Consider the following 19,387-nt stretch of genomic DNA (forward strand, 5'->3'; position numbering starts at 1 on the left):
GCTGCCCAGACCAGCGCATTGGCCGGCCAATCCGGGTCAGGGAATGCGCCAGCCTTCCGTGATTTGAGCGAACTCCGCCCGGTCAGATGATTCCGTCTGATCGCAAAACGCTCTAACCGGCGGCGCACTGCCCAAGCGCAAATAGACCGGCATCATTTTCTGGAGCCATTCCAGCATTGGTGGGCCATCGCACGGCGGCGACAACGTCTCCCATTAACATTATTGTGTGACCTGCCCCGACAGCGGTCGCAGGCCCATATACAGGCGCGCGAAAGCCGACCTATACTTGCAGAACCAATGTATCCTGCGAGGAAAACGGCCATGGAGTTCGCGTCCAGGTTTTCACCCTTCCTGCTCTCCATATTGCGCATCATGTCGGGCCTGCTGGTGTTGCAGCACGGAACCAGCAAGATCCTGGGCTTTCCCACCGGCCCGATGAACAGCACGTCCATTGCCAGCCTGAGCGGCGTCGGCGGACTGTTCGAGCTGGTCTGCGGCGCCCTGCTGGTCATCGGCTTCCAGTCGCGCATCTCGGCCTTTCTCCTCAGCGGCGTGTGCGCGGTGGCCTATTTTCTCGTGCATGCGCCCAAGGGCTTCTTTCCGCTGCTGAACGGCGGCGAACTTGCCGCGCTCTACTGCTTCACGTTCCTGTATCTCGCCGCCGCCGGTCCTGGCCCGCTGTCGATCGACGCGTTGACCGGACGCAAGGCCGGATAAGCCGCGCCGGTTGTGTGGCCATGCCGTCGCGCCTGTTTATGGAGCGGCGCCCTGGACGGGTCCGATGTCGGCATCCGGCGCCTGCCGCCGCTCTGGCGCGATCGGCGCATCGCCCTGTCTGGAGTATTTCCAAAGAAACCGGCCGGATAGCCGACCGGAGAAGCCTGCCCGATCAGTATGCAAACCCATTCGCGGGCTGATTTTGCTGAATGGGCCAGCCAGATACAGATGAAAAAGCAGGCGCCGCGAAAAATTGCGCGGTTCCTGCTTGCGGTCCGTGAATATTTTCCTTCATTCTGGCGCCGCGCATGGGGGAAATCGCATTGTGTGAAGAACCCGGGGCGAGTGGAGGCGCGCCAGCCGTCTGGCTGCATTCCCGGCCCCAGGCGCAGGATCCGGCGCTTCCGGGCCCGCAACCACCGCGCGTCGCGAAACGGAGCGCGGGCATAGTATGGAGTTCTCCATGACGATCACCCATGAGGCCTGCCGGCTTTCGCCGCCTGCCCGCCGCGTCGGCTTCGCGGTGGCTGGCGCCCTGCTCGCCGCCATTACGGCCGCTGGCTGCCAGACGACGAAATCGACAACCGACATGCTGTCCGCCTCCGGCTTCAGCATCAAGGTGGCGAGCACGCCGCAGCAGCAGGCGGCCCTCGCCAGCCTGCCTGCCGGCGCCTTCACCATGCGCCATGTGAGGGGCAAGCCCGTCTTCATCTATGCTGATCCGAAGGGCTGCAACTGCATCTACGTTGGCAGCGAGGCGAGCTACCAGCAGTTCAAGGCCCTGTCCGTACAACGCTCCATCGCCAGTCAGGAACTGATGGCGGCGCAGCTGAGCCAGCAGGCCGCCTGGGATTACCAGACCTGGGGCGGCTGGGGCGGCCCTGGCTGGTGGTGGTGGTAACCACCTCCCGGCCCGGCGCGTAGCGGGCAACCGCCGCCTCTGGCCAGCCGACGCGGGACCGTGAAGGCGCGGAATCGCGAAGGCTGGTTCGGGCAGCGATGCGAATGGGCGGTCCGTCCTGGCGTGAGCCAGGCGGCCTGCCCATGACAGAGGACCAATCGGCGAAACCAGCAGATGCGCTGGCGCTGCCCTTGACCGCGACAGCGCCCGCCATCATTACCCGTCCTGCAGCCGGCAGGGGACAGGATGAAAATGATAGGGCGAAACCTTCGCCCGCCGCCGCCCCCTCCCGCATGGGCCGCCCTGCTTTCAGCGCGCCAACACAAGGTCACCCACCATGCGCGACGTCATCGTTTTGCTGCTGTCGAATTTTACCCTGACGCTGCTGGTCGTGGGCCTGGCCGCCTCGGCAATCTCGCTGTTGCTGGCGCCGAAGCCGCTGACCGGCGGACGCATTTGCGAGGCGTTGCTGTTTTACTTCATCTTCTTTTCAATTGGCGTCAGCAATCTCTACAATTTCGTCATGCACACCGCATTTTCGGAAATGACGGCGCGGTTTATTGGCTGGGCGGACAGCCCGTTCCAGCTGGAGGTCGGCTTCGCCAGCCTGGGCTTTTCCCTGGTGGGCTTCCTCGCCTGCTGGCGCAGCTTTGACATGCGTCTGGCCGCCATTCTTGGACCCGCGTGCTTCCTCTGGGGCGCCGCCGGCGTGCATGTCCACCAGATGATCGCGGCGCACAATTTCGCGCCAGGCAACGCCGGCGTGGTCTTCTGGACCGACATTTTCACGCCGGTGATTGGCTTTGTATTGCTCTGGCTCCACTGCCGCAGCCATGCCGGGGCCCGCCCATAGCCATGCCGTCATAACATTGCCCGCCGCTCCATCCCTCCCTAGTATGGAATAAAATCATATGGGAGGTTTACGATGTCGCGGAACGATCTGGTGCATATTGGGGTCATGCTGTCCGCCCTGTTTGGCTCTGGCCTGGTCGCGGCGCTCCTCGTTGGCAGGATGATGGCCGGATAACAGTTCGTTTCGGCACCTGAAAAACTGAAAATGCCTCATCGCCAGTGACCGCCCTCCAGCTTTCGGGCCGGGCGCGCCCATGCGGTCGCGGCAACTGGCGGCGTCGTTCCGCTGCGGCCCGCCATGGTGACGTGCGGATTGCGCGCCAGAATCCAATAAACCAGACTGGCCTGACCTGAACATGATGTCCAGACAAGCCTGGCGCAGGAAAACATACCGCCGCTTTCATTGGCAGATGCCCAAACAGTATTTCAGGACCTCAAAACAGATGTTCGCGTGACGCCATATCTGCGCGCCGCGCCGCATCGTCTGCATGACGAATACGTCATGGCGCGCGCCAATTCCCGTCCTTGCAAAAAACACAATCAGCAGATACCTTGACCATATCGAACTTGCTGATGAACTTTCCTGCTGCGCGCACGCGCATTTGTGACTTCCTCTCTCAAATTCGTGTTCATGGCGTCTGGCGTTGCCAGGCGTTATTTTTCCATGTCGTTTCGAAAGGAAGTCGTCATGAATACCGGCGTCGTAAAATTCTTTAACACCACCAAGGGCTTTGGTTTCATTCAGCCCGACGATGGCAAGGCAGACGTGTTTGTGCACATCTCCGCCGTCGAGCGCTCCGGCATGCAGACCCTGCACGAAGGCCAGAAGGTGTCGTTCGACATCGTGATGGATCAGCGCAAGGGCAAGTCGGCCGCTGAGAACCTCAAGGCTATCTGATCATCAGATAGCAATAACGGGAAGGCCGGCTACCGGCCCTCCCTCTTCAAACAGGAGTATTTTTGTTTACAGGCGCTATTACGCTCTACAATCCACTTAAAAATTGTGGTTACATCCAGCCGGACGATGGTTCATCGTGGATCTTCATCAGCTCTGAAGACATTGAGCGATCCGGAATTGCCCCGATATTTTCTGGAAAAAGGGTCAGATTTGCCCTCAATGATCCAGAATTTTCATCTCCAGCCGACCGGAACGCCCTCCACGCCGCCGGCAAACGCCGCGCCTGCTGAATCATAGCGCAGACGCTGGCTGTCTCTGGCCCGCCAGGCAGCATCGCTTGCCGGTTCAGGCGTCAGGATCCCATCCCTTGCAATGTCAGGTAACGGCGCCCGCATCAGGCCGCGCCATGTAGCCACGGCCAGGGCTTGCCTCCAGGGGGTGCCTCCAGGGGTTGTTTGCGCGCGCTCCAGCCTTCGCATCATGCAACAGCCCCGGAAATCGGTGGCTGTTCCTGATGGTGCGACCCGCTTTGACGCGCGGTCCTCCGGCCCAATGACGCCTGCAGCGCTTCCCGATCAGCCCGAAACGGCTGATCGATCAGATGTCGGTCACAGCACAGAAAATCTGGGCGCCATGCAATCCGGATGGCCCGAAGCGGCGCCTGGCAGACAACCTGTCCGGTCAGGTCTTTCCAGGGTCATCCTGGCCGGCCGCGCCATCCCTGGCCGGTCCCGTCCTGTCGTTGACATGTGAACCACCCTTGCGCCCGGCTTCCGCCGCGAGGCCCAGGTTGATCGCGAAGGCGCGCTTTTCCTTTGGCACGCTGCGCCCACCCATGCTGGCGATTGCCCGAACCCTTGCCGGATCCATTGAAGCAAACCCGCGCCGGGACTTTGGCGTTACATCATTCATGGTGTGGCTCTCCCTTCTTCCGCCAGGTGACGCGGCGGCTTCGACCTCCCCAGATTCACGGATACGTGAAGACCCTGTCAATCATCGGCCGGCTGGCCAGGGCGCCAGACCTACCTCTTCCGGATAGGGTTACGCGTCGTAATGCGCGACCGCAGGAAGGCGGCCAGATCCGCAAAGCCAGGCAGATTTGGCGTAACCTCGCCGGATATCGCGTCACATGCGGCATTTTCTGGCGCGTCCGGGCGTGTTTCCTCTCCAGAATTGAGCGCCGGATGAGGACACCCCATATTTATGGCGCTCCGAATTGATTATCGGTTTAACCAAATTGCTGACGCCAGCACCCGACCGGCCGCGCCAGCAATAACGGCTGGCGGCCTTGCGGCGGCAATGCGTCAGCCAGTCGTCGCGCCGGCGGTCATGTTGACCACCGTCGCCGTCATCGCGCCGGCATGGTCCGAGGCGAGAAATGCGACCATCCCGGCCACCTGGGAGAGCGTTGGCAAGCGGTTCAGCATGGTGCCTCGCGCGGCGGCGCCCACCCATTGCTCCACCGTCAGCCCCACAGCCTGGGCCTTTGGTCCAAACAGCTCACGGGTGTGGGAACCAGCCTGAACCGCGTCGGCAATCGCATGGGAGCGCACGCCAACAACGCGGATATTCTGCGGACCCAGTTCACTTGCGAGCGCCTTGACGAAAGCTTCCACGCCGGCGCACCCGACGATATGGCCGAGGTGGCCCGGAACCGCCATCGTGGCGGCGGGAGCAATGACCGAGATGATGACGCCGGGGCGCTCGCCGCCCATGTGTGGCGCGACAGCCTTTGCAATATTGAACTGGGCCTCAAGCAGCGGGTCCACGCCCTGCATGAACTCCGCCAGCGACAGCGCCGCGAGGCCCTTGCCCTGGTCGTGCATGAAACCCGTGGCGTTGACCGCCACGTCGATGCCCCCGGCCCGCTCGACCAGGCTGGCCATCCGCGCGCGCAAGGCCTCTCCATCGCGCACGTCAATGCTGAACGTATCGGCGTCTCCCCCCGCCGCGCGGATTTCACTGGCAATGAGGTCCAGCCGGCCCGGGTTGCGGGCGCCGAGCCAAACCCGCGCGCCCTCCCGCGCCAGACTGTGCGCGACCGTCCGGCCGACGGCGCCGCTTCCGCCAAAAATGACCGCGACCTTGCCCTTGACCAGCATGGCGTACTCCCGGATTTGCAGCATGCGCCTGGCATTGCTGTTCCGGCGCCCTGCCCCGCGACGATGCCTGCTTTCCCAGGCCCCGGAAAGCCCGCTTCGTCCATGTCAATAACAACGGCCCGCCTGCAATAAACAGTGCGATGCGGGCGGCGTAAAATCGCACGCGGGAGCGTCAACCGGCCTTCCCGACCAAGCCGCCCGCAGGAACCGTTCGCGGCGCATTGTTGAGACTGTCCCTGGCGAAGCCTGCGGCCTGCTGGTAGGCCAGCATGAACGCAGCGCGCTCCGCCGCAGGAATGACGTCGTCAATATCCTCGAACTGACCGCCGCAGCGCTCCTCAACCAGCCCGAGCAGTCCGAAAGGCCCGGCGCCGCGATTGCGCAGGGCCACCGCGCCAACCGGCTTGCACAACGCATCATCATAGGCGCGCAGCGCCGCCGGCGTGACGCCATGAACCAGCATGGACTGGCCGATGACGCGGGCGTCGATGATCGCCTGAGAAGCGCCGTTTGAACCGGTCGGATACATCGGATGGGCCGCATCGCCCATCAGCCCCACCGGCCCGTCAACCCATGTGGCGACCGGATCGCGGTCGATCATCGGGTTTTCGTAGGCCACGGGGGATGTCGCCAGAAGTTCGGGCAGGTTCAGCCAGTCGTAGACGAAACCGTCGAACTCATGCGCGAACCCGGACAGGTCGACCGGGCGAAACCAGCCGGAACGGGTCCAGTCATGGTCGCTGTCGAAGGTCTTTTCCGCGATCCAGTTGACCGTGACCAGGCCCTGCCCATCCGGATGCGAGATCGGATACAGCACGACGCGATGGCGGCTTGTGCCCAGACCAACGAAAGAGGAGCCGGTGCGGATTGGCAAAGCCCGCGCGGTGCCCCGCCACATGATGGTCCCGCCCCAATGGATCGGCGGCTGCTCCGGATGCATTTGCGCCCGGACCTGGGAGTGGATGCCGTCCGCGCCAATCAGCAGCTTTCCGGTGTATTCCACCGCTCCGCCATCGGCCAGCTCAACCAGGGCTGTCACCGCGCCGTCATCGCGCCGGCGATAGCCGCTCACCTTGCGCCCGGACTGGACGGCATCGGGGCCGAGGCGCTCAACCACCTTGCGATAGAGCATCATATGGAACGCGCCGCGATGCACCGCGTACTGGTGCCAGCGATAGCCCGCGAACCTGCCGCGCGGCTCCGAATAAATCTCCCTGCCGTTGAGGCCAACCAGCGCCCACTCGCGCGCCGGTACGCCAATGGCGTCGAGGTCATCTTCCCCAATCCCCAGATCTTCCAGCTCCCGCACGGCGTTGGGCTGCAGGTTGATGCCAACGCCCAGCGGCCTGAGTTCGCGAACACTCTCAAGCACCGTGCAGGACACGCCGATCTGGTGGAGGGTCAGGGCAAGCGTGAGGCCGCCAATGCCGCCTCCAGCGATAAGAACATGGTCTTGCAGCATCGGATAGCAGTCCTGCATGGCGGCCCCGTCCGGCGTGCTCCGGGAAAAATGGCGTCCACCACTCCCGAAACATGCGTCAGATGAAAAAGGCGGAGCATTCCCGGCCGCATGAGCCCCCGCCGCAGGAGACACTACACTGGGCGCCAGCGCATCGCGAAGGCCGGAGCGCTCAAGTGTCCAGCCACTTCGCCATCACGACGCGCGGCGTAACCTCAAACCCGAGGCGCCCATAAAACCCCGCCACCTGGGCGCTGGTTTCCCGGACCATGAGCTGGCCCCTGGCAACGCTCCGCGCCCGCAGCCATGCTTCGGCGGCGCTGACCATGGCGCGGCCAATGCCGACGCGGCGCCCGCCAGGCGCCGCGGAGACATAATAGAGCCAGCCGCGATGGCCATCGCATCCAACCATGACGGCGCCGGCAATATGGCCAGCCCCGTTCTCGCCAACCAGCACATCCGATGCAGGCCCGTTCAGGGCAAACCGGAAACCGCCATTCGGATCAGTGTAGCTGGTCACAAGGCCAGAGGCCCGCCACAGCCCCACCACGGCGTCTTCATCTTCGATGCGGGCGCTGCGGGCGGTGAGCAATATTGACAGATCCCGTCTCCACGGAATGCCCGCCGCGCCGGTTGGCATGGCAAGCCGGATCAGGGCCGCCCCAGGCTGTTTTTGTAAATGTTGCCATCCTTCATGATGACGAGGAAATTCCGCTCCGGGTCCGCGACAAGATTGATGTTGGCGGTTGGATCGCCATCCACGAGGATCAGGTCGGCCAGCGCGCCTTCCTCCACCACGCCCAGCTTGCCCTTGTAGGGCGCGCGTTTTCCGGAAAGGGCCAGCAGCTCCGCATTCACGCCTGTCGCCTGCCGCAGGATTTCAGCCGGCTTGTACCATTTGGACAACGAAGCAAGCATCCGCCCCTGCATCCGCGCCATGGCCGCCGAAAACAGCACATCCGTGCCGAACGCCACTTTCAGATTATACTTCCTGGCCATGGCGTAGAGCCGGTCCGTGCCCGCGATCACCTCATTGGCCTTTTCGGCCTCCCCGGAGCCGGGCGGGAACATGCCGCCGAAGAATTCCTCGACAATCGGCTGGGCGGACAGCCACACGCCCCTGTCGGCCATGTATTTCGCCGTGGCGTCATCCATCAGCTGGGCGTGCTCGATCACCTTCACGCCGGCATCAATGGCGCGACGCACGGCCGGCGACGTATAGGCGTGCACCGTCACATAGGTCCCCCAGTTGGCGGCGGCGTCGACAGCGGCCTTCAGCTCTTCCGGCGTGAAGGTGGAAACATCAAGCGGGCTGTGTGGAGACGCCACGCCGCCACCGCCCGTGAGCTTGATCTGGCTGGCGCCCAGCATCAGCTGTTCCCGCACGCGCTCGCGCACCTTGTCAGGGCTGTCCGCCACCATGGCCGCGCCCAGCTGCTCCATGCGTGAGAGCGGCTTTGAGCTGTCGCGAGGCAATTCCGACGCCTGGCGGAAGTCGCCATGGCCGCTCGTGACGGTGATGAGCGCGCCTGACGGCCAGATCCGCGGTCCCGGCAACACGGCGGCGTCGATCGCCTGCTTCAGGCCAAAACTCGGTCCTCCGACATCGCGAACAGTGGTGAAGCCGCGCAGCAGCGTCGCGGTTGCCTCCGCGCCGGCCTGCAGAACATTGAAGCCATAGTCTCCCGCCATCATCTGCTCTGGCGTTGGCCTGACGAACATGGCGTGCCAGTGGGCGTCAATCAGGCCAGGCATCAGCGTCCGCCCGCCGCCTTCCACCACGGCGGCGTCTGGCGCCGCCTTGTCCACATTGCCGATAGCCGCAATCACATTGCCGCGCACCAGCACCGATGTCGGCGCCGACAACTGGTCATTCGTGCCGTCGAAAACGCGCACATTACGAAACAGCGTTTCCCGCGGGGCGGCGGCAACAGGCGCGGCGGCCTGCCCGGAAGGCGCCGTGGGATGCGCCGCTGCTGGATGGGTCGCCGCCAAAGCCAGTAAAAGTCCCGCAAGCAGCCGCATGGGCATCAACTCCTCGCCGCCCCACAGCCCAAAGGCCGGCGCGCCGGCAGCGTATGCCAAACGTCCGTCGCGGCCAAATCTGCGAGACCACGAAACTGACGCGACACCTGCCAGGCCCGGACGACAAGCGACAAGCGACAAGCGACAAGCGACAAGCGACAAGCGACAAGCGCTATTGAACGCAAAGAATATCTAACTACAATTAATTTGTATAAATTAAAGATATTACCATACATTAAAATAAACAACTCACATCATTTAAAAGCTGTGATTATTCAACAACCTTCCGATCATGGCGATTTATATACAAATTTATTATTGTCACATCCCGAGTTAACATAAAACGCAACCGACCAGACCACCAACATGAGGTTTCGCACCGCAACGGTGGTCGTTCATGAAGCGGTACTTCACCCGGGTTCCCTGGCAAAGTACCGCGCGGCATTTCTTTAGAGATCCCGCTCCTCTTCGGTGCGACGCAGTTAAGAACAAAGACGAAGAACCTCGCTCTTTGCTTCCAGGAGTCCCCTGGATTGCTGCCCGGATGGGCCGGGGGATACGGGCTTGATCCATTTGTACAGGCTATGTGCCGAAACGCCCAAACGGGCCGCGACATCCGGAACGCCATAACCGCGTTCGCCCACCTGCCTGACGGCTTCTTCCTTGAATTCCGGGGTAGAACTCTGTGAACTCACAAGCTGCCTCCTATGCTCAAACGACAGGCGGGACCTGTCTGTCAGGATAGGGGCTGTCCATCGGGAGTTTTGTTCTTGGTAACGCCAATACAAGTCAGACGTCTGGTTGCCTCGTCAGTATCCCAAGGATGAAATCGGGAGGGGTCGCAAGAAAATGAACCCGATATCCTTCAACTGCTGCACGAAGGTGATTTTGAAATCGAGTTCGCTGTAACTTGAATGGCTGATGACAATCCGGTCCTCATCAGCGGATTCCCTTATCAGCGGTTTTTGGCAAGCTGTATAGGTTATACAGAAGTGATTGCGGTCGTCAGCTTGCCGTCTTGTGTTCACCACCGGCATTCTGAAGACAGGCGTTCGCAGCAGGCGCAGCATTCCGCCAAGTCCCATCTGTCGCGCGATCCTCCATGAAGCACCTGACGGCTGGCGGCGCAAGGAGGGCGCCGAGCCCTCTGCGATCATCTTGCCCCCGGCGTCGCGAAACTGGAAAGTCCAGCGATCACCAGAGAGCTCCACCTCGCTCTGCGTCAACTTCGCATTGAGCATCAAATGTTCGGCATTGTACCGAACGACCCGTTGTGTGTTGTTCCACAGCCCATGACATACCATCATAAGATCGGGGATCGCGGTCAGCGCCCGATAATAGGAGAAGGCATTGGCTGGTAGTCGTTGCACTTCGCGTCGGGTTGCGAACAGCGATATTTGCAGTTCATGATGTGCGCCCAGGTTTGCCTCGGTGAAATCGCAAACCCATATCGCGGCAAGCGCCCGCCCATCTGTATCCATCACAGGTTCAAGGTGCTCAGTTGCCAGAAACCCGGCGGCAACCCTTCCGTCGACCGTGCCACCAAGCGATAGCATTGTACCGTTGTAAATGTGATAAGGAGTGGTTAGGCCCTCGCCTGCCACGATGACGGAGCCATCGAGTGGGAAGCGTTGGAAAAGTTGCTGCTTAAGCGTCATTGCCCGCCTCTTCGTGAGCCCAATTTTCCTTGAGGTATGCTGCCGATGAGGCTGCGACGTATAGAACCGAAGCGACACAAACTATGAGACGGGCGGAATGCGCGAAGCTGCATCTGCCCAGTCGTCCTCTTCTTGCTTGTATCTATATGGCAGTGGAGCGCGATACGCGCGCGGTTCAGCTGACCGACGCGGATCGGTTCAGCTACTATCCGGCGACGCCGTTCCCCTCCATCTCGTGGATACTGGACGGCCAACTGCAAATGGTTGAGGGCGGCGCTGGGGCGGATGCTCCGAGGCTCGCAAAGCCGCTTCCCAAGGTGGTCTTCTCAGGTCCAACGCGGAAACCATCCGCGAGTTGGTCGCCTGCCTCAGTGCATGCGCTGACGGTGAGCTTCTACCCGGAGGCGCTGGCGCGGCTGCTCCGCATTTCCATTCAGCAATATGTTGGCACAATCCTGCCCCTGGAGCGGGTTTTATCTCCGGGAAAGATGGACCAACTGCTGACCATGAATTTTGGCGATGGAACCGATCCTTATGACCGAGTTCAGCAGACGCTGATGTGCCTGTTGAAAGATGTGCCAGCACCGCGGATTTCGGATGTGCGGAGTTGGTTGGCGCTACTTGCCACCCGAACCTCATCAATGACTGGCATGGCAGGGCCGAGAAGGAAACAGCGTCTTGTCAAAGATTGGACAGGCCAGAGCTTGCGAGACTTGCAGCTTTATGCCCGCGTAGAGAACGCGATGTCGTATGGCGCCGAGATGTCCGATAAAAAGGGCCTGAATCTCGCAGCCGTTGCGGCAGAGACCGGATTCTCCGATCAATCCCATCTTGGGAGGGACGTTCGGCGGGTGACCGGTCTGCCGCCTGCAAAACTGAACGAACTAATCCAGCGCGACGAAGCATTCTGGATATACAGATTGCTCAGGTAGTCAGGCCAGTACTCTTGCTGCGCAGAATCCCTATTCCTGCCGCGTGATAACAACCGCTTTTGTCCGGGCGCTATCCGTCCCGGAATGACCAAGATGGGGTCGGAAACGGACGGGCCGATTTACCATCTCCTGAGCAAGGGCTTCGGGCATCAGCTCAATCGGCAGGAAAAATGCTGGGGCGCTATCCGTGACAGCATGGGCCTCGGCTTCTCTCCTGGCTGGCCCCGACACATCCTCCAGAATTTTAGCCAGGGTTGCCGCCGGCGCAGGGTCGACGGCGTCGGCAATTGCAGGAGGCTGGTTGAGGATTTCGTCAGACGCAGCCATCAGGTTGACGTTCGCCCAGATCGGTGATGTGCCCTGGCTGCGTTTCACGCGTTTAATCTCGACGACAAACGGTCGCTGCGGCTTCTTCATGATGGGTGAACACCTGCCGCTGGAGGAGATGCGTTGCGCCTGTAAGAGATGAGGCCAGCCGCATCGCAACCAGGACGTTGGAGTATCGCAGCGACCGAGCGGATGGGCGCGCCTGATGTGCGAGTGAACGCGGCCGTCACCCAAAATGATGAAGCGAGATGAGCCGCCTGGAAGCCTGTTCGTCGGCGCCCGCTATTCTGCCATAACACCTCAGTTCCCGCCGAAGGGACGTGGCGCCCGAGCGGAAACAAATTTCATTTGCAAGTGACAACAATTAAGGAAGGCATTTTACCCAACGATATGCAGAGCCGGCATACGCCGGCTCCGCGAAAGCATTATTGACTCCGGCGCCCTACTTCCCGGCGCCGGTTGAGTTCGCGAGGGCTTCCATCGCCTGGTTAACCGTGAAGCTGGCGGGCTTCTGACGTGGAGGAAAATCTTTGAACGTGGCGAGGGTTTTTTGAACCATCGCCTGGGCAGGAACCAGCAAGAACGCCCGCCGGTACCACCAGTCATTATACCCCATGCCCTCCTGACCGCGCTCCACCGGATCAATGCTCAGATCGAAGAAAATGGGAGCCCGCAGGGTGGTAAACGGGTGCCGCCAGACATCGATGCCGGTCGCCTCCTGAATCATGAAGTGAATTTTTAGATGCTCGTATCTGAGCGCAAGCAAGTCACCGTCGTCGCTAAAATAGAAAAATTCCTTGCGCGCGGTTTTTGGATTTTTTCCGGACAGATAATCCATCTGGTTATATCCATCCAAATGAACCTTGAACTGCTTCTGCCCCGCATTGTATCCCTTGAGCAGCTGCTCCTTGACATCGGGCACGCCTGCGGCGGCAAGGAAGGTGGGAAGCCAATCTTCTCCGGCAAAGAGATCAGAAAAAACCGTCCCCGGCTTCACCACCCCTGGCCAACGCACCAGGGCTGGAACACGCCAGCCTCCATCCCAATTCGTATTCTTCTCGCCCCGGAAGGGCGTGGTGCCCGAATCCGGGAACAGGCAGACCATGGGACCATTGTCTGTCGTGTACACAACAATTGTATTCTCGGTAAGCCCCAGCTGGTCAACTGTATCCAGAAGCCGGCCTACAAGTGCGTCGTGTTCGACCATTCCGTCTGCATAAAAACCATGACCAGTCTTGCCCAAATTGTCTTTCTTGACATGGGTGAAATTATGCATGCGCGTTGTGTTGAACCATGCAAAGAAGGGCTTGTCTGCCTTTTGGGCTCTGGCCAAAAAGTCTTGGGTTGCAGCCAAAACCTCCTCGTCAATTGTTTCCATCCGCTTGCTCGTCAGCGGCCCGGTGTCCTGAATTTTCCCATCGGCTGATGAACGGATAACGCCACGCGGCCCGAAGCGCCTGGCGAAATCTGGATTCTTGGGATAGTCGGGGTTCTCCGGCTCTTCCTCGGCATTTAGATGGTAGAGATTACCAAAGAATTCATCAAAGCCGTGGTTGGTTGGCAAAAATTCATCCTTGTCGCCAAGATGATTTTTCCCAAATTGCCCTGTCATGTAACCTAACGGCTTCAGCAATTCTGCAATAGTTGGATCTTCCTTACGCAGCCCCAGATCTGCGCCAGGCAAGCCAACCTTGCTAAGCCCCGTGCGGAATGGCATTTGCCCGGTGATGAAGGCGGACCTCCCCGCCGTACAGCTCTGCTGACCATAGTAGCTCATGAGTTGACCGCCCTCTTTTGCAAGGCGGTCAATGTTTGGCGTGTTGTATCCCATCACGCCCCGGTGGAAGGCGCTGATATTCCAGTAGCCAATGTCATCGCCCATAATGAACAGGATGTTAGGCTTTTTTCCTGCGGCGCCGGCAGATCGGGTCTGCGCTTGTGGTTGCTCGCTGGATGCAACGGCGCCAATCGTTGACGCCGCAGCCAGCGCAACCCCATTCAGCAGAATCCCGCGACGCGACAGCTTCGTCCTGGTTTCCGAAGGCTTCTGGTCAGATCGGGATTCTTGCTGGGTCGGCGGAGATAGCTGCATGCTCCGATCCAGTGGATCAGTTTCGTTCATTTGGACCTCTCCTCTAGAATTCAAATTTGCACGTATCTCGATAAAGGCCATTGACTACGCGGTCGCCACGAGGACGGAAGCAGGTTGCCGCCCGGCTCCCAAAAAGATGGGAAGCTGGATTGCAAGCCGGAACCTCATCGCTATCTCCTTACGAATGTCAGGTCTGGGATAAGCGGCCCTCCGGAACCGATCTTTGGCCCCTCCTTCCTGGAAGGCGCCGAAGCAGGTTAACGCCATCCGATCCGCGACGTCAGCGCCCGCTAGTTCATCAATTCCACGACGACCTCATCAAGCCGCCCCTGGAACGGGAATGCACCCGAGTAGTCCCCGACAACCGCCGACCCGGTATCGCTGCCGATGTCCTGGTTCTCCGACAGGGAGTATTTGAACGGGGTCGTCTGCTCGATCTCGCCGTATCCAGCCGGCTTGCCGTCAATGAACAGGGTGGCGGTTCCACCTTTCCCCATCTGCTTGCCGCCCGCATAAGCAAAGGTCATCTTCAATTCATGCCTCCCTGATGGTACGGGCTGATCGCTGCGAACGATGTAGCTCTTCACGTCGATATAGTTGTGGGCGACAACCAGCCTGCCCTCCTTCATGTAGAAGCCCCAGCCGCCTGTGTTGCCGCCTTGCGTGAAGATCATGCCGCTGGCGCCGTCCTTGATATCGACCTTGGCGGAGACGCTGAACGACCTGTTTTTCAGGTCGGGAGCGGCGGCTTCCGGCAGACCGGCGAAATTGCCTGGATAGACGAACGTCTTGCGGTCGCCGGCGAGGCTCGGCTTTCCAGTCATTTCTCCGCTAAAGCGCTCTGCGCCACGCCAGTCGAGCGGAAGCGCGTTGTTCACCCGCGCCTCGGCCCACCAGAGTGCAGTCAGTTCATCGAGTTTTGCTTTGTTGTCTTTCGCCAGATCCTTCGCCTGGGAGAAATCCTTGTCGAGATTGTAAAGCTCCCATTTGGCTTTGAATGGATCGAACGCGCCGCGCTCTGCCTCCCACGGCTCAAATGATAGCGACGCCGCCCACCAGCCGTCCTTGTAGACGCCGCGATTGGCAAACATCTCGAAATACTGGCTCGTCCGGGTCTCCCCGGCGCCCTTGTCCATCATGGTCCCGATGAAACTGCGCCCCTGGATCGGCTCCTGGGCAGTCCCGTTGACGCTGCGCGGTTCATCGACGCCGGCTGCGGCGAGCAGGGTCGGCGCGATATCGATGACATGCACGAACTGTGAGCGAACCGCCTTCTGGTCTTTGATCTTCGCCGGCCACTTCACAATCATCGGATTGCGAACGCCACCCAGATGGCTGGCCACCTGCTTGGTCCACTGGAACGGCGTATTCATGGCCCAGGCCCACTCGGTCGGGAAATGATTGAAATGCTTCTCAGTCCCGATTTCGTCTATCAGCGGCAACATCTGCCGCCACGTCATCTGGTAGGCATTGAAGAATGCGTTTTCGTTCAGCGTACCGTCAAATCCACCCTCCGCAGATGCGCCATTGTCTCCGACGATGTATATGATCATCGTGTTGCTGGCGTCGGGAAGCCCGGCGACGTAGTCGAGAACGCGGCCAACCTCCTGATCGACATGCTCGCCATAAGCGGCGAACACCTCCATCATCCGCGCATACAGCTTTTTCTGGTCGGGGCTCGCGCTATCCCACGCTGGCAAGCTCGCGGGACGCGGCGTCAATTCGGCGTCCTGCGGGATAACGCCGAGACGCTTCTGCCGCTCGAACGTCTGCTTGCGATATTCGTCCCACCCCATGTCGAACTTGCCCTTATACCTGGCGATCAGTTCCTTTGGGGCCTGGTGCGGGGCATGGGTCGCGGCCGGCGCGAGATATAGGAACCAGGGCTTGCCGGGGTCGACGACCTCGGCCATCTTGAGCCATTCGATCGATTTGCCGGCGAGGTCAGTGCTCAGAAAATAATTCGGGTTCTGCGGCGTGCCGACTGGCGTCTGGTTCTGGAAGAGATACGGCCTGATCTGGTTGGTGTCGCCGGCCATGAAACCGTAAAAATAGTCAAAACCGAGCCCGTTCGGCCAATGATCGTAAGGCCCCATGGGACTGGTTTCATAGATTGGCGTATTGTGATTTTTTCCAATCTAGGCCGTCGCATAGCCGTTTTGCCTCAAGACCTCAGCAACGGTGGCCGTGCGTTTCGGGATAACCCCCGTATAGCCATCATAGCCAGTCGCAAGTTCAGTAATAATTCCGGTTCCGGCGACCTGGTGATTGCGCCCTGTCAGGAGCGCCGCACGGGTGGGCGAACACAGGGCCGTCGTGTGAAAGCGGTTGTAGAACAGGCCCTCATTTGCAAGCTTTTCCATATTGGGTGAAGGCACGCCGCCCCCGGACACCGCAAACTGGCCGAACCCCACGTCATCGAGCAACACAAGAAGAATATTGGGCGCGCCAGCCGGCGCTCTGATGGCTTTTGGGAAAACAGCCGGGTCGGAATCCTGGAATGTTGTGCCAATGTTACCCCTGAAGCGCGGCTCGGCGTATGGCAGCACGGCCTGTCCTGCTCGCGGTCCACCCATATCCTGGCTGAACGCGCCGCCGCCATGCAACGTGGCGAACAATGAAGCGCCTAACGCAAAAATGGCGCGGCTTGCCATACGGACCATGTTAGCCTCCACGCAAATGCAGATCGGTAAGCGCCTTCCTCCGGTCCTGGCCTATACCAACCCGGAAGCGGCCTGATCGGGAGCCTCAACGCCGACGGGGCTCAACCTCGCGCGCGCCACGCCAGATGCTGGCCACTTTTACTATCGCCCTCAAAACGATACAGCAGCCAATGGCTCCTTCTGGCGGCGCCTGCATACGCTGCCCTACCGGCCAGGCGTCGTGAGAGAACGCTAGCAACGGCTGGCCCAAATGGTGAGTTTCTCTTTTCATGATACGCCAAACTTGGCTGGTTGCGTATTGGAATCGGCAGCCTGCGCTGGGCCGGGCGCAAGCGCAGGGATAGGGCTATATGATTGAATTTGCGGAGATTGCGGCAACATCCGGAATCGCGCAGACGATTGCCGCGCGCTCAATTTTCGGTGAGCGATCAGTCTCATAATGTCCTGAAAATCATCAGAATGATATGAGTGGGACTCGGCTGGCGCTCGAGGGCTGGTCGGGTCTACTTGCAGGATCAAAGGTTTCGGAACGGCTTCACTCGCCGTTTTTCGACTTTACCGTTTTTCTCGCCGGGCAATTCAGAAAGTTCGCGAGCTCGTAATGCTGCTGTGTCTGGCTGGGCAGGCGGCGCGGTTTTTGGTGAGCAGGCTTTTTTGAAATCGGAAGGGGAAGCTGCTGTGCGGAGCGCTATTCTTGCAGGCTCGGCTGCGTTATCTTATTGCTGCATGGGACTTCAGTACGCAGACGCCACGGAAGGCGGAGCGAGTCTTTATGTCCCTGGCCTGAAAAGCGTATCGGCTGGCATCACGCCGCCGCAAGGTTTCTATTTCGAGAGTGATTTCTACTCCTACTCGGGCCGCCTGTCCGCCGACAGAACGACACAGATCGGCGGCGCTGTGCTGGCCAATCTTAAAGTTCAGGCGCGCGTTGGTTTTCTGACCGCCAGTTGGGTGACGCCTCTGGAGGTCCTGGGTGGCAATCTGGGCTTTGCAGCCACCTTGCCGCTTGGGCAAGTCGACGTTGGCGCCGGTGGCGTCGTCGCAGCTCCGCGCTTCGGTCGCCCGCTGGGGAGAACACTACGGGATTCCGAATTCATGATCGGAGATCCGGTGCTGACCAGTTTCGTGGGCTGGCACAAAGGCAACTTTCACTGGCAGATTGGCGCTTCAGCCAACCTGCCTTCCGGCTCCTATCGCGACGGAGAGTTGGCCAATCTGTCCTTCAATCGGGTGATTGGCGACATTTACGTTGCCGCGACCTGGCTCGATCCCACAATGGGGCTGGAGATCACAGGCGTCGCGGGCTACGAAATAAATGGGGTCAACTACGCGACGCGCTATAGAAGCGGCAATGCCTTTCATGCCGACCTCGCCGTGACAAAGAATGTTACAAAGCAGCTCTCCGTCAGCTTCCTCGCCGCTCACTATCAGCAGGTGACTCCGGACTGAGGTTCGGGATCATCTCTGGGACCATTCAAGGGCCGCACCACAGCAGTTGGCGGAGCCGTCGCTTATACATTCAATATAGCGGGTGTACCCGTTTCCACGCGGCTCAAGCTTTTGCGTGAGCTAAAGGCAGAAAATCGCCCACGCGGGACAATCGCGCTTGTTTCAATTGCCCTCCCCCTTGGGGCGCCACCCGCTCCCGGATCAACTCCGGCGGACGCCAATGGAAATTGATATCCCAGGACATGCCGATACATGTACGTCTCACCGGGGCATTATCGGTCGTGCGGAAATTCGGGACTGTGGACCGATGACCCGCCCCATGCCAAATCTCAGCTTCAAAGCAGAGGCTTGAGGCAATATTATTTGAAATTAAGCGACCCGGGACGACAGGAATGACGTTGGCGCTGGATATTGCTGAACGTAGCATATTGCTATTTGGCGCAATTCTCTTCCTGGCGCAGCTCATTTGCTATGAGGCGGGGCACTGGTTGGGGAGAAGACGCCCGACCGGGGCCGGCGAGAATGAGTCTGTAGGCGTCCTGGTTGGGGCGATGCTTGGACTGCTGGCGTTCGTTCTGGCCCTGACACTATCATTTGCCAGCACGCGCTTCGCCGAACGTCAATCTGGAAGCCTCGCCGAAGCGAACGCCATTGGCACCGCATGGCTCAGGGCCAGGGCGATTGGCGGACAGGAGGGGGAAGCCATCGCCAGCCTCCTCAGGCAATATGCTGTTCTCCGCACGGAGTTTGTCGAGAGCGACAGGGGGGCTGGATCCCTGGCCCAACTCAACCAGCGAACCGTAGCCGTGCAGTCCGAAATCTGGGCTCACCTGACTACAATCGTGCGCAAAAGGCCGGATCCGGTAGCCAACTCTCTCATGATGTCGTTGAACGAGGTGTTTGACGCCAGCACTACCGAGCGCTTCTCATTTTCCTTGCGCCTCCCAACCCAGATTTTCTGGCTTCTTATTGCTCTCACGCTATTGAGCATGATCAGTCTGGGCTACCAGTTCGGGCTCAAATCGAAAGCGCCCCGACCGCTGGTGATAGCGCTGATGCTCGTATGGACCCTGGTGCTTTTGGTCATTCTGGATTTGTCGTCACCCCGAATAGGCCAAATCCGGACCACAACTGCTGCATATGTTTGGACATTGCAGGGTTTGGGTGGAAGGGGGCAGTAGGCGATGCCTCATGCTATTTCATTCATATTGACGTTGCCCCTGGGGCACCAGGTTGGAAACCCATACAATTGTCTGAATTTGTTTCCATATTCACCAACCGAATTGGTTTGCTGGAGGTGCATGGAGATGAA

16 protein-coding genes and 2 pseudogenes are annotated in these 19,387 nt (G+C 60.0%); 8 read left to right on the top strand and 10 right to left on the bottom strand.

The window, feature by feature from the left end:
• Positions 1–321 precede the first annotated feature (321 nt).
• The 5 genes from ACERNI_RS11170 (at position 322) to ACERNI_RS11190 (ending at position 3,658) form a co-directional block, all read left to right on the top strand.
• The gene (locus tag ACERNI_RS11170; RefSeq protein WP_448833374.1) at positions 322–717 is read left to right on the top strand and encodes a DoxX family protein; all 396 of its coding nucleotides are present in this window, start codon (positions 322–324) and stop codon (positions 715–717) included.
• 463 nt (positions 718–1,180) lie between these two features.
• A complete protein-coding gene (locus tag ACERNI_RS11175; RefSeq protein ID WP_448833375.1) occupies positions 1,181–1,618 on the top strand; it encodes a hypothetical protein in 438 nt (145 codons plus the stop codon).
• Between the two features lie 337 nt (positions 1,619–1,955).
• The gene (locus tag ACERNI_RS11180; protein WP_448833376.1) at positions 1,956–2,471 is read left to right on the top strand and encodes a DUF6790 family protein; all 516 of its coding nucleotides are present in this window, start codon (positions 1,956–1,958) and stop codon (positions 2,469–2,471) included.
• 687 nt (positions 2,472–3,158) lie between these two features.
• Positions 3,159–3,368: a cold-shock protein gene (locus ACERNI_RS11185; protein WP_191319898.1), complete on the top strand. Its 210-nt coding sequence runs from the start codon at positions 3,159–3,161 to the stop codon at positions 3,366–3,368.
• A gap of 62 nt (positions 3,369–3,430) precedes the next feature.
• Entirely contained in the window at positions 3,431–3,658 is a 228-nt protein-coding gene (locus ACERNI_RS11190) for a cold-shock protein (RefSeq protein ID WP_448833377.1), read from the top strand.
• 391 nt (positions 3,659–4,049) lie between these two features.
• On the opposite strand, the gene ACERNI_RS11195 is transcribed toward ACERNI_RS11190, so the two are convergent.
• The 7 genes and pseudogenes from ACERNI_RS11195 to ACERNI_RS11225 form a co-directional block, all read right to left on the bottom strand.
• On the bottom strand, positions 4,050–4,280 hold the full coding sequence (locus ACERNI_RS11195) for a KGG domain-containing protein (protein ID WP_448833378.1): 231 nt from the start codon (positions 4,278–4,280) through the stop codon (positions 4,050–4,052).
• 392 nt (positions 4,281–4,672) lie between these two features.
• Positions 4,673–5,494: an SDR family NAD(P)-dependent oxidoreductase gene (locus ACERNI_RS11200; protein WP_448833379.1), complete on the bottom strand. Its 822-nt coding sequence runs from the start codon at positions 5,492–5,494 to the stop codon at positions 4,673–4,675.
• A gap of 148 nt (positions 5,495–5,642) precedes the next feature.
• On the bottom strand, positions 5,643–6,950 hold the full coding sequence (locus tag ACERNI_RS11205; protein ID WP_448833380.1) for a flavin-dependent oxidoreductase: 1,308 nt from the start codon (positions 6,948–6,950) through the stop codon (positions 5,643–5,645).
• A gap of 151 nt (positions 6,951–7,101) precedes the next feature.
• Positions 7,102–7,521, bottom strand: coding sequence for a GNAT family acetyltransferase (locus ACERNI_RS11210; RefSeq protein ID WP_448833381.1), 420 nt, complete (start codon positions 7,519–7,521; stop codon positions 7,102–7,104).
• 59 nt (positions 7,522–7,580) lie between these two features.
• Positions 7,581–8,954 carry an amidohydrolase family protein gene (locus ACERNI_RS11215; RefSeq protein ID WP_448833382.1) on the bottom strand — a complete coding sequence of 458 codons (1,374 nt, stop codon included), beginning with the start codon at positions 8,952–8,954 and terminating at the stop codon, positions 7,581–7,583.
• A gap of 384 nt (positions 8,955–9,338) precedes the next feature.
• A pseudogene (locus tag ACERNI_RS11220) lies at positions 9,339–9,649 on the bottom strand (transposase); the annotation flags it as partial.
• A 114-nt stretch (positions 9,650–9,763) separates the two neighbouring features.
• The gene (locus tag ACERNI_RS11225) at positions 9,764–10,612 is read right to left on the bottom strand and encodes a hypothetical protein (RefSeq protein WP_448833383.1); all 849 of its coding nucleotides are present in this window, start codon (positions 10,610–10,612) and stop codon (positions 9,764–9,766) included.
• Positions 10,613–10,695: 83 nt separating this feature from the next.
• On the opposite strand from ACERNI_RS11225, the gene ACERNI_RS11230 reads away from it, so the two are divergent.
• Positions 10,696–11,544 (top strand): helix-turn-helix domain-containing protein, encoded by an 849-nt coding sequence (locus ACERNI_RS11230; protein WP_448833384.1) that lies wholly within the window; start codon positions 10,696–10,698, stop codon positions 11,542–11,544.
• A gap of 30 nt (positions 11,545–11,574) precedes the next feature.
• Here ACERNI_RS11230 and ACERNI_RS11235 read toward each other — a convergent pair whose 3' ends face one another.
• From ACERNI_RS11235 to ACERNI_RS11245, 3 genes and pseudogenes are all read right to left on the bottom strand, one after another.
• A complete protein-coding gene (locus ACERNI_RS11235) occupies positions 11,575–11,961 on the bottom strand; it encodes a hypothetical protein (RefSeq protein WP_448833385.1) in 387 nt (128 codons plus the stop codon).
• A gap of 352 nt (positions 11,962–12,313) precedes the next feature.
• Positions 12,314–13,993 (bottom strand): arylsulfatase, encoded by a 1,680-nt coding sequence (locus tag ACERNI_RS11240; protein WP_448833386.1) that lies wholly within the window; start codon positions 13,991–13,993, stop codon positions 12,314–12,316.
• Positions 13,994–14,253: 260 nt separating this feature from the next.
• A pseudogene (locus ACERNI_RS11245) lies at positions 14,254–16,626 on the bottom strand (sulfatase-like hydrolase/transferase).
• A gap of 468 nt (positions 16,627–17,094) precedes the next feature.
• Here ACERNI_RS11245 and ACERNI_RS11250 point away from each other — a divergent pair.
• Together ACERNI_RS11250 and ACERNI_RS11255 are read left to right on the top strand one after the other, a co-directional pair.
• On the top strand, positions 17,095–18,075 hold the full coding sequence (locus ACERNI_RS11250; protein ID WP_448833387.1) for a SphA family protein: 981 nt from the start codon (positions 17,095–17,097) through the stop codon (positions 18,073–18,075).
• Positions 18,076–18,467: 392 nt separating this feature from the next.
• The gene (locus ACERNI_RS11255) at positions 18,468–19,256 is read left to right on the top strand and encodes a bestrophin-like domain (protein ID WP_448833388.1); all 789 of its coding nucleotides are present in this window, start codon (positions 18,468–18,470) and stop codon (positions 19,254–19,256) included.
• Positions 19,257–19,387 lie beyond the last annotated feature (131 nt).

The organism is Camelimonas sp. ID_303_24 (genome assembly GCF_053543495.1).

Bases quoted from the DNA above. Each gene is read 5' to 3' on its own strand.
- ACERNI_RS11170 (WP_448833374.1), top strand. From the start codon at position 322: ATGGAGTTCGCGTCCAGGTTTTCACCCTTCCTGCTCTCCATATTGCGC.
- ACERNI_RS11175 (WP_448833375.1), top strand. From the start codon at position 1,181: ATGACGATCACCCATGAGGCCTGCCGGCTTTCGCCGCCTGCCCGCCGC.
- ACERNI_RS11180 (WP_448833376.1), top strand. From the start codon at position 1,956: ATGCGCGACGTCATCGTTTTGCTGCTGTCGAATTTTACCCTGACGCTG.
- ACERNI_RS11185 (WP_191319898.1), top strand. From the start codon at position 3,159: ATGAATACCGGCGTCGTAAAATTCTTTAACACCACCAAGGGCTTTGGT.
- ACERNI_RS11195 (WP_448833378.1), bottom strand. From the start codon at position 4,280: ATGAATGATGTAACGCCAAAGTCCCGGCGCGGGTTTGCTTCAATGGAT.
- ACERNI_RS11200 (WP_448833379.1), bottom strand. From the start codon at position 5,494: ATGCTGCAAATCCGGGAGTACGCCATGCTGGTCAAGGGCAAGGTCGCG.
- ACERNI_RS11205 (WP_448833380.1), bottom strand. From the start codon at position 6,950: ATGCAGGACTGCTATCCGATGCTGCAAGACCATGTTCTTATCGCTGGA.
- ACERNI_RS11215 (WP_448833382.1), bottom strand. From the start codon at position 8,954: ATGCGGCTGCTTGCGGGACTTTTACTGGCTTTGGCGGCGACCCATCCA.
- ACERNI_RS11225 (WP_448833383.1), bottom strand. From the start codon at position 10,612: ATGACGCTTAAGCAGCAACTTTTCCAACGCTTCCCACTCGATGGCTCC.
- ACERNI_RS11230 (WP_448833384.1), top strand. From the start codon at position 10,696: ATGAGACGGGCGGAATGCGCGAAGCTGCATCTGCCCAGTCGTCCTCTT.
- ACERNI_RS11235 (WP_448833385.1), bottom strand. From the start codon at position 11,961: ATGAAGAAGCCGCAGCGACCGTTTGTCGTCGAGATTAAACGCGTGAAA.
- ACERNI_RS11240 (WP_448833386.1), bottom strand. From the start codon at position 13,993: ATGAACGAAACTGATCCACTGGATCGGAGCATGCAGCTATCTCCGCCG.
- ACERNI_RS11255 (WP_448833388.1), top strand. From the start codon at position 18,468: ATGACGTTGGCGCTGGATATTGCTGAACGTAGCATATTGCTATTTGGC.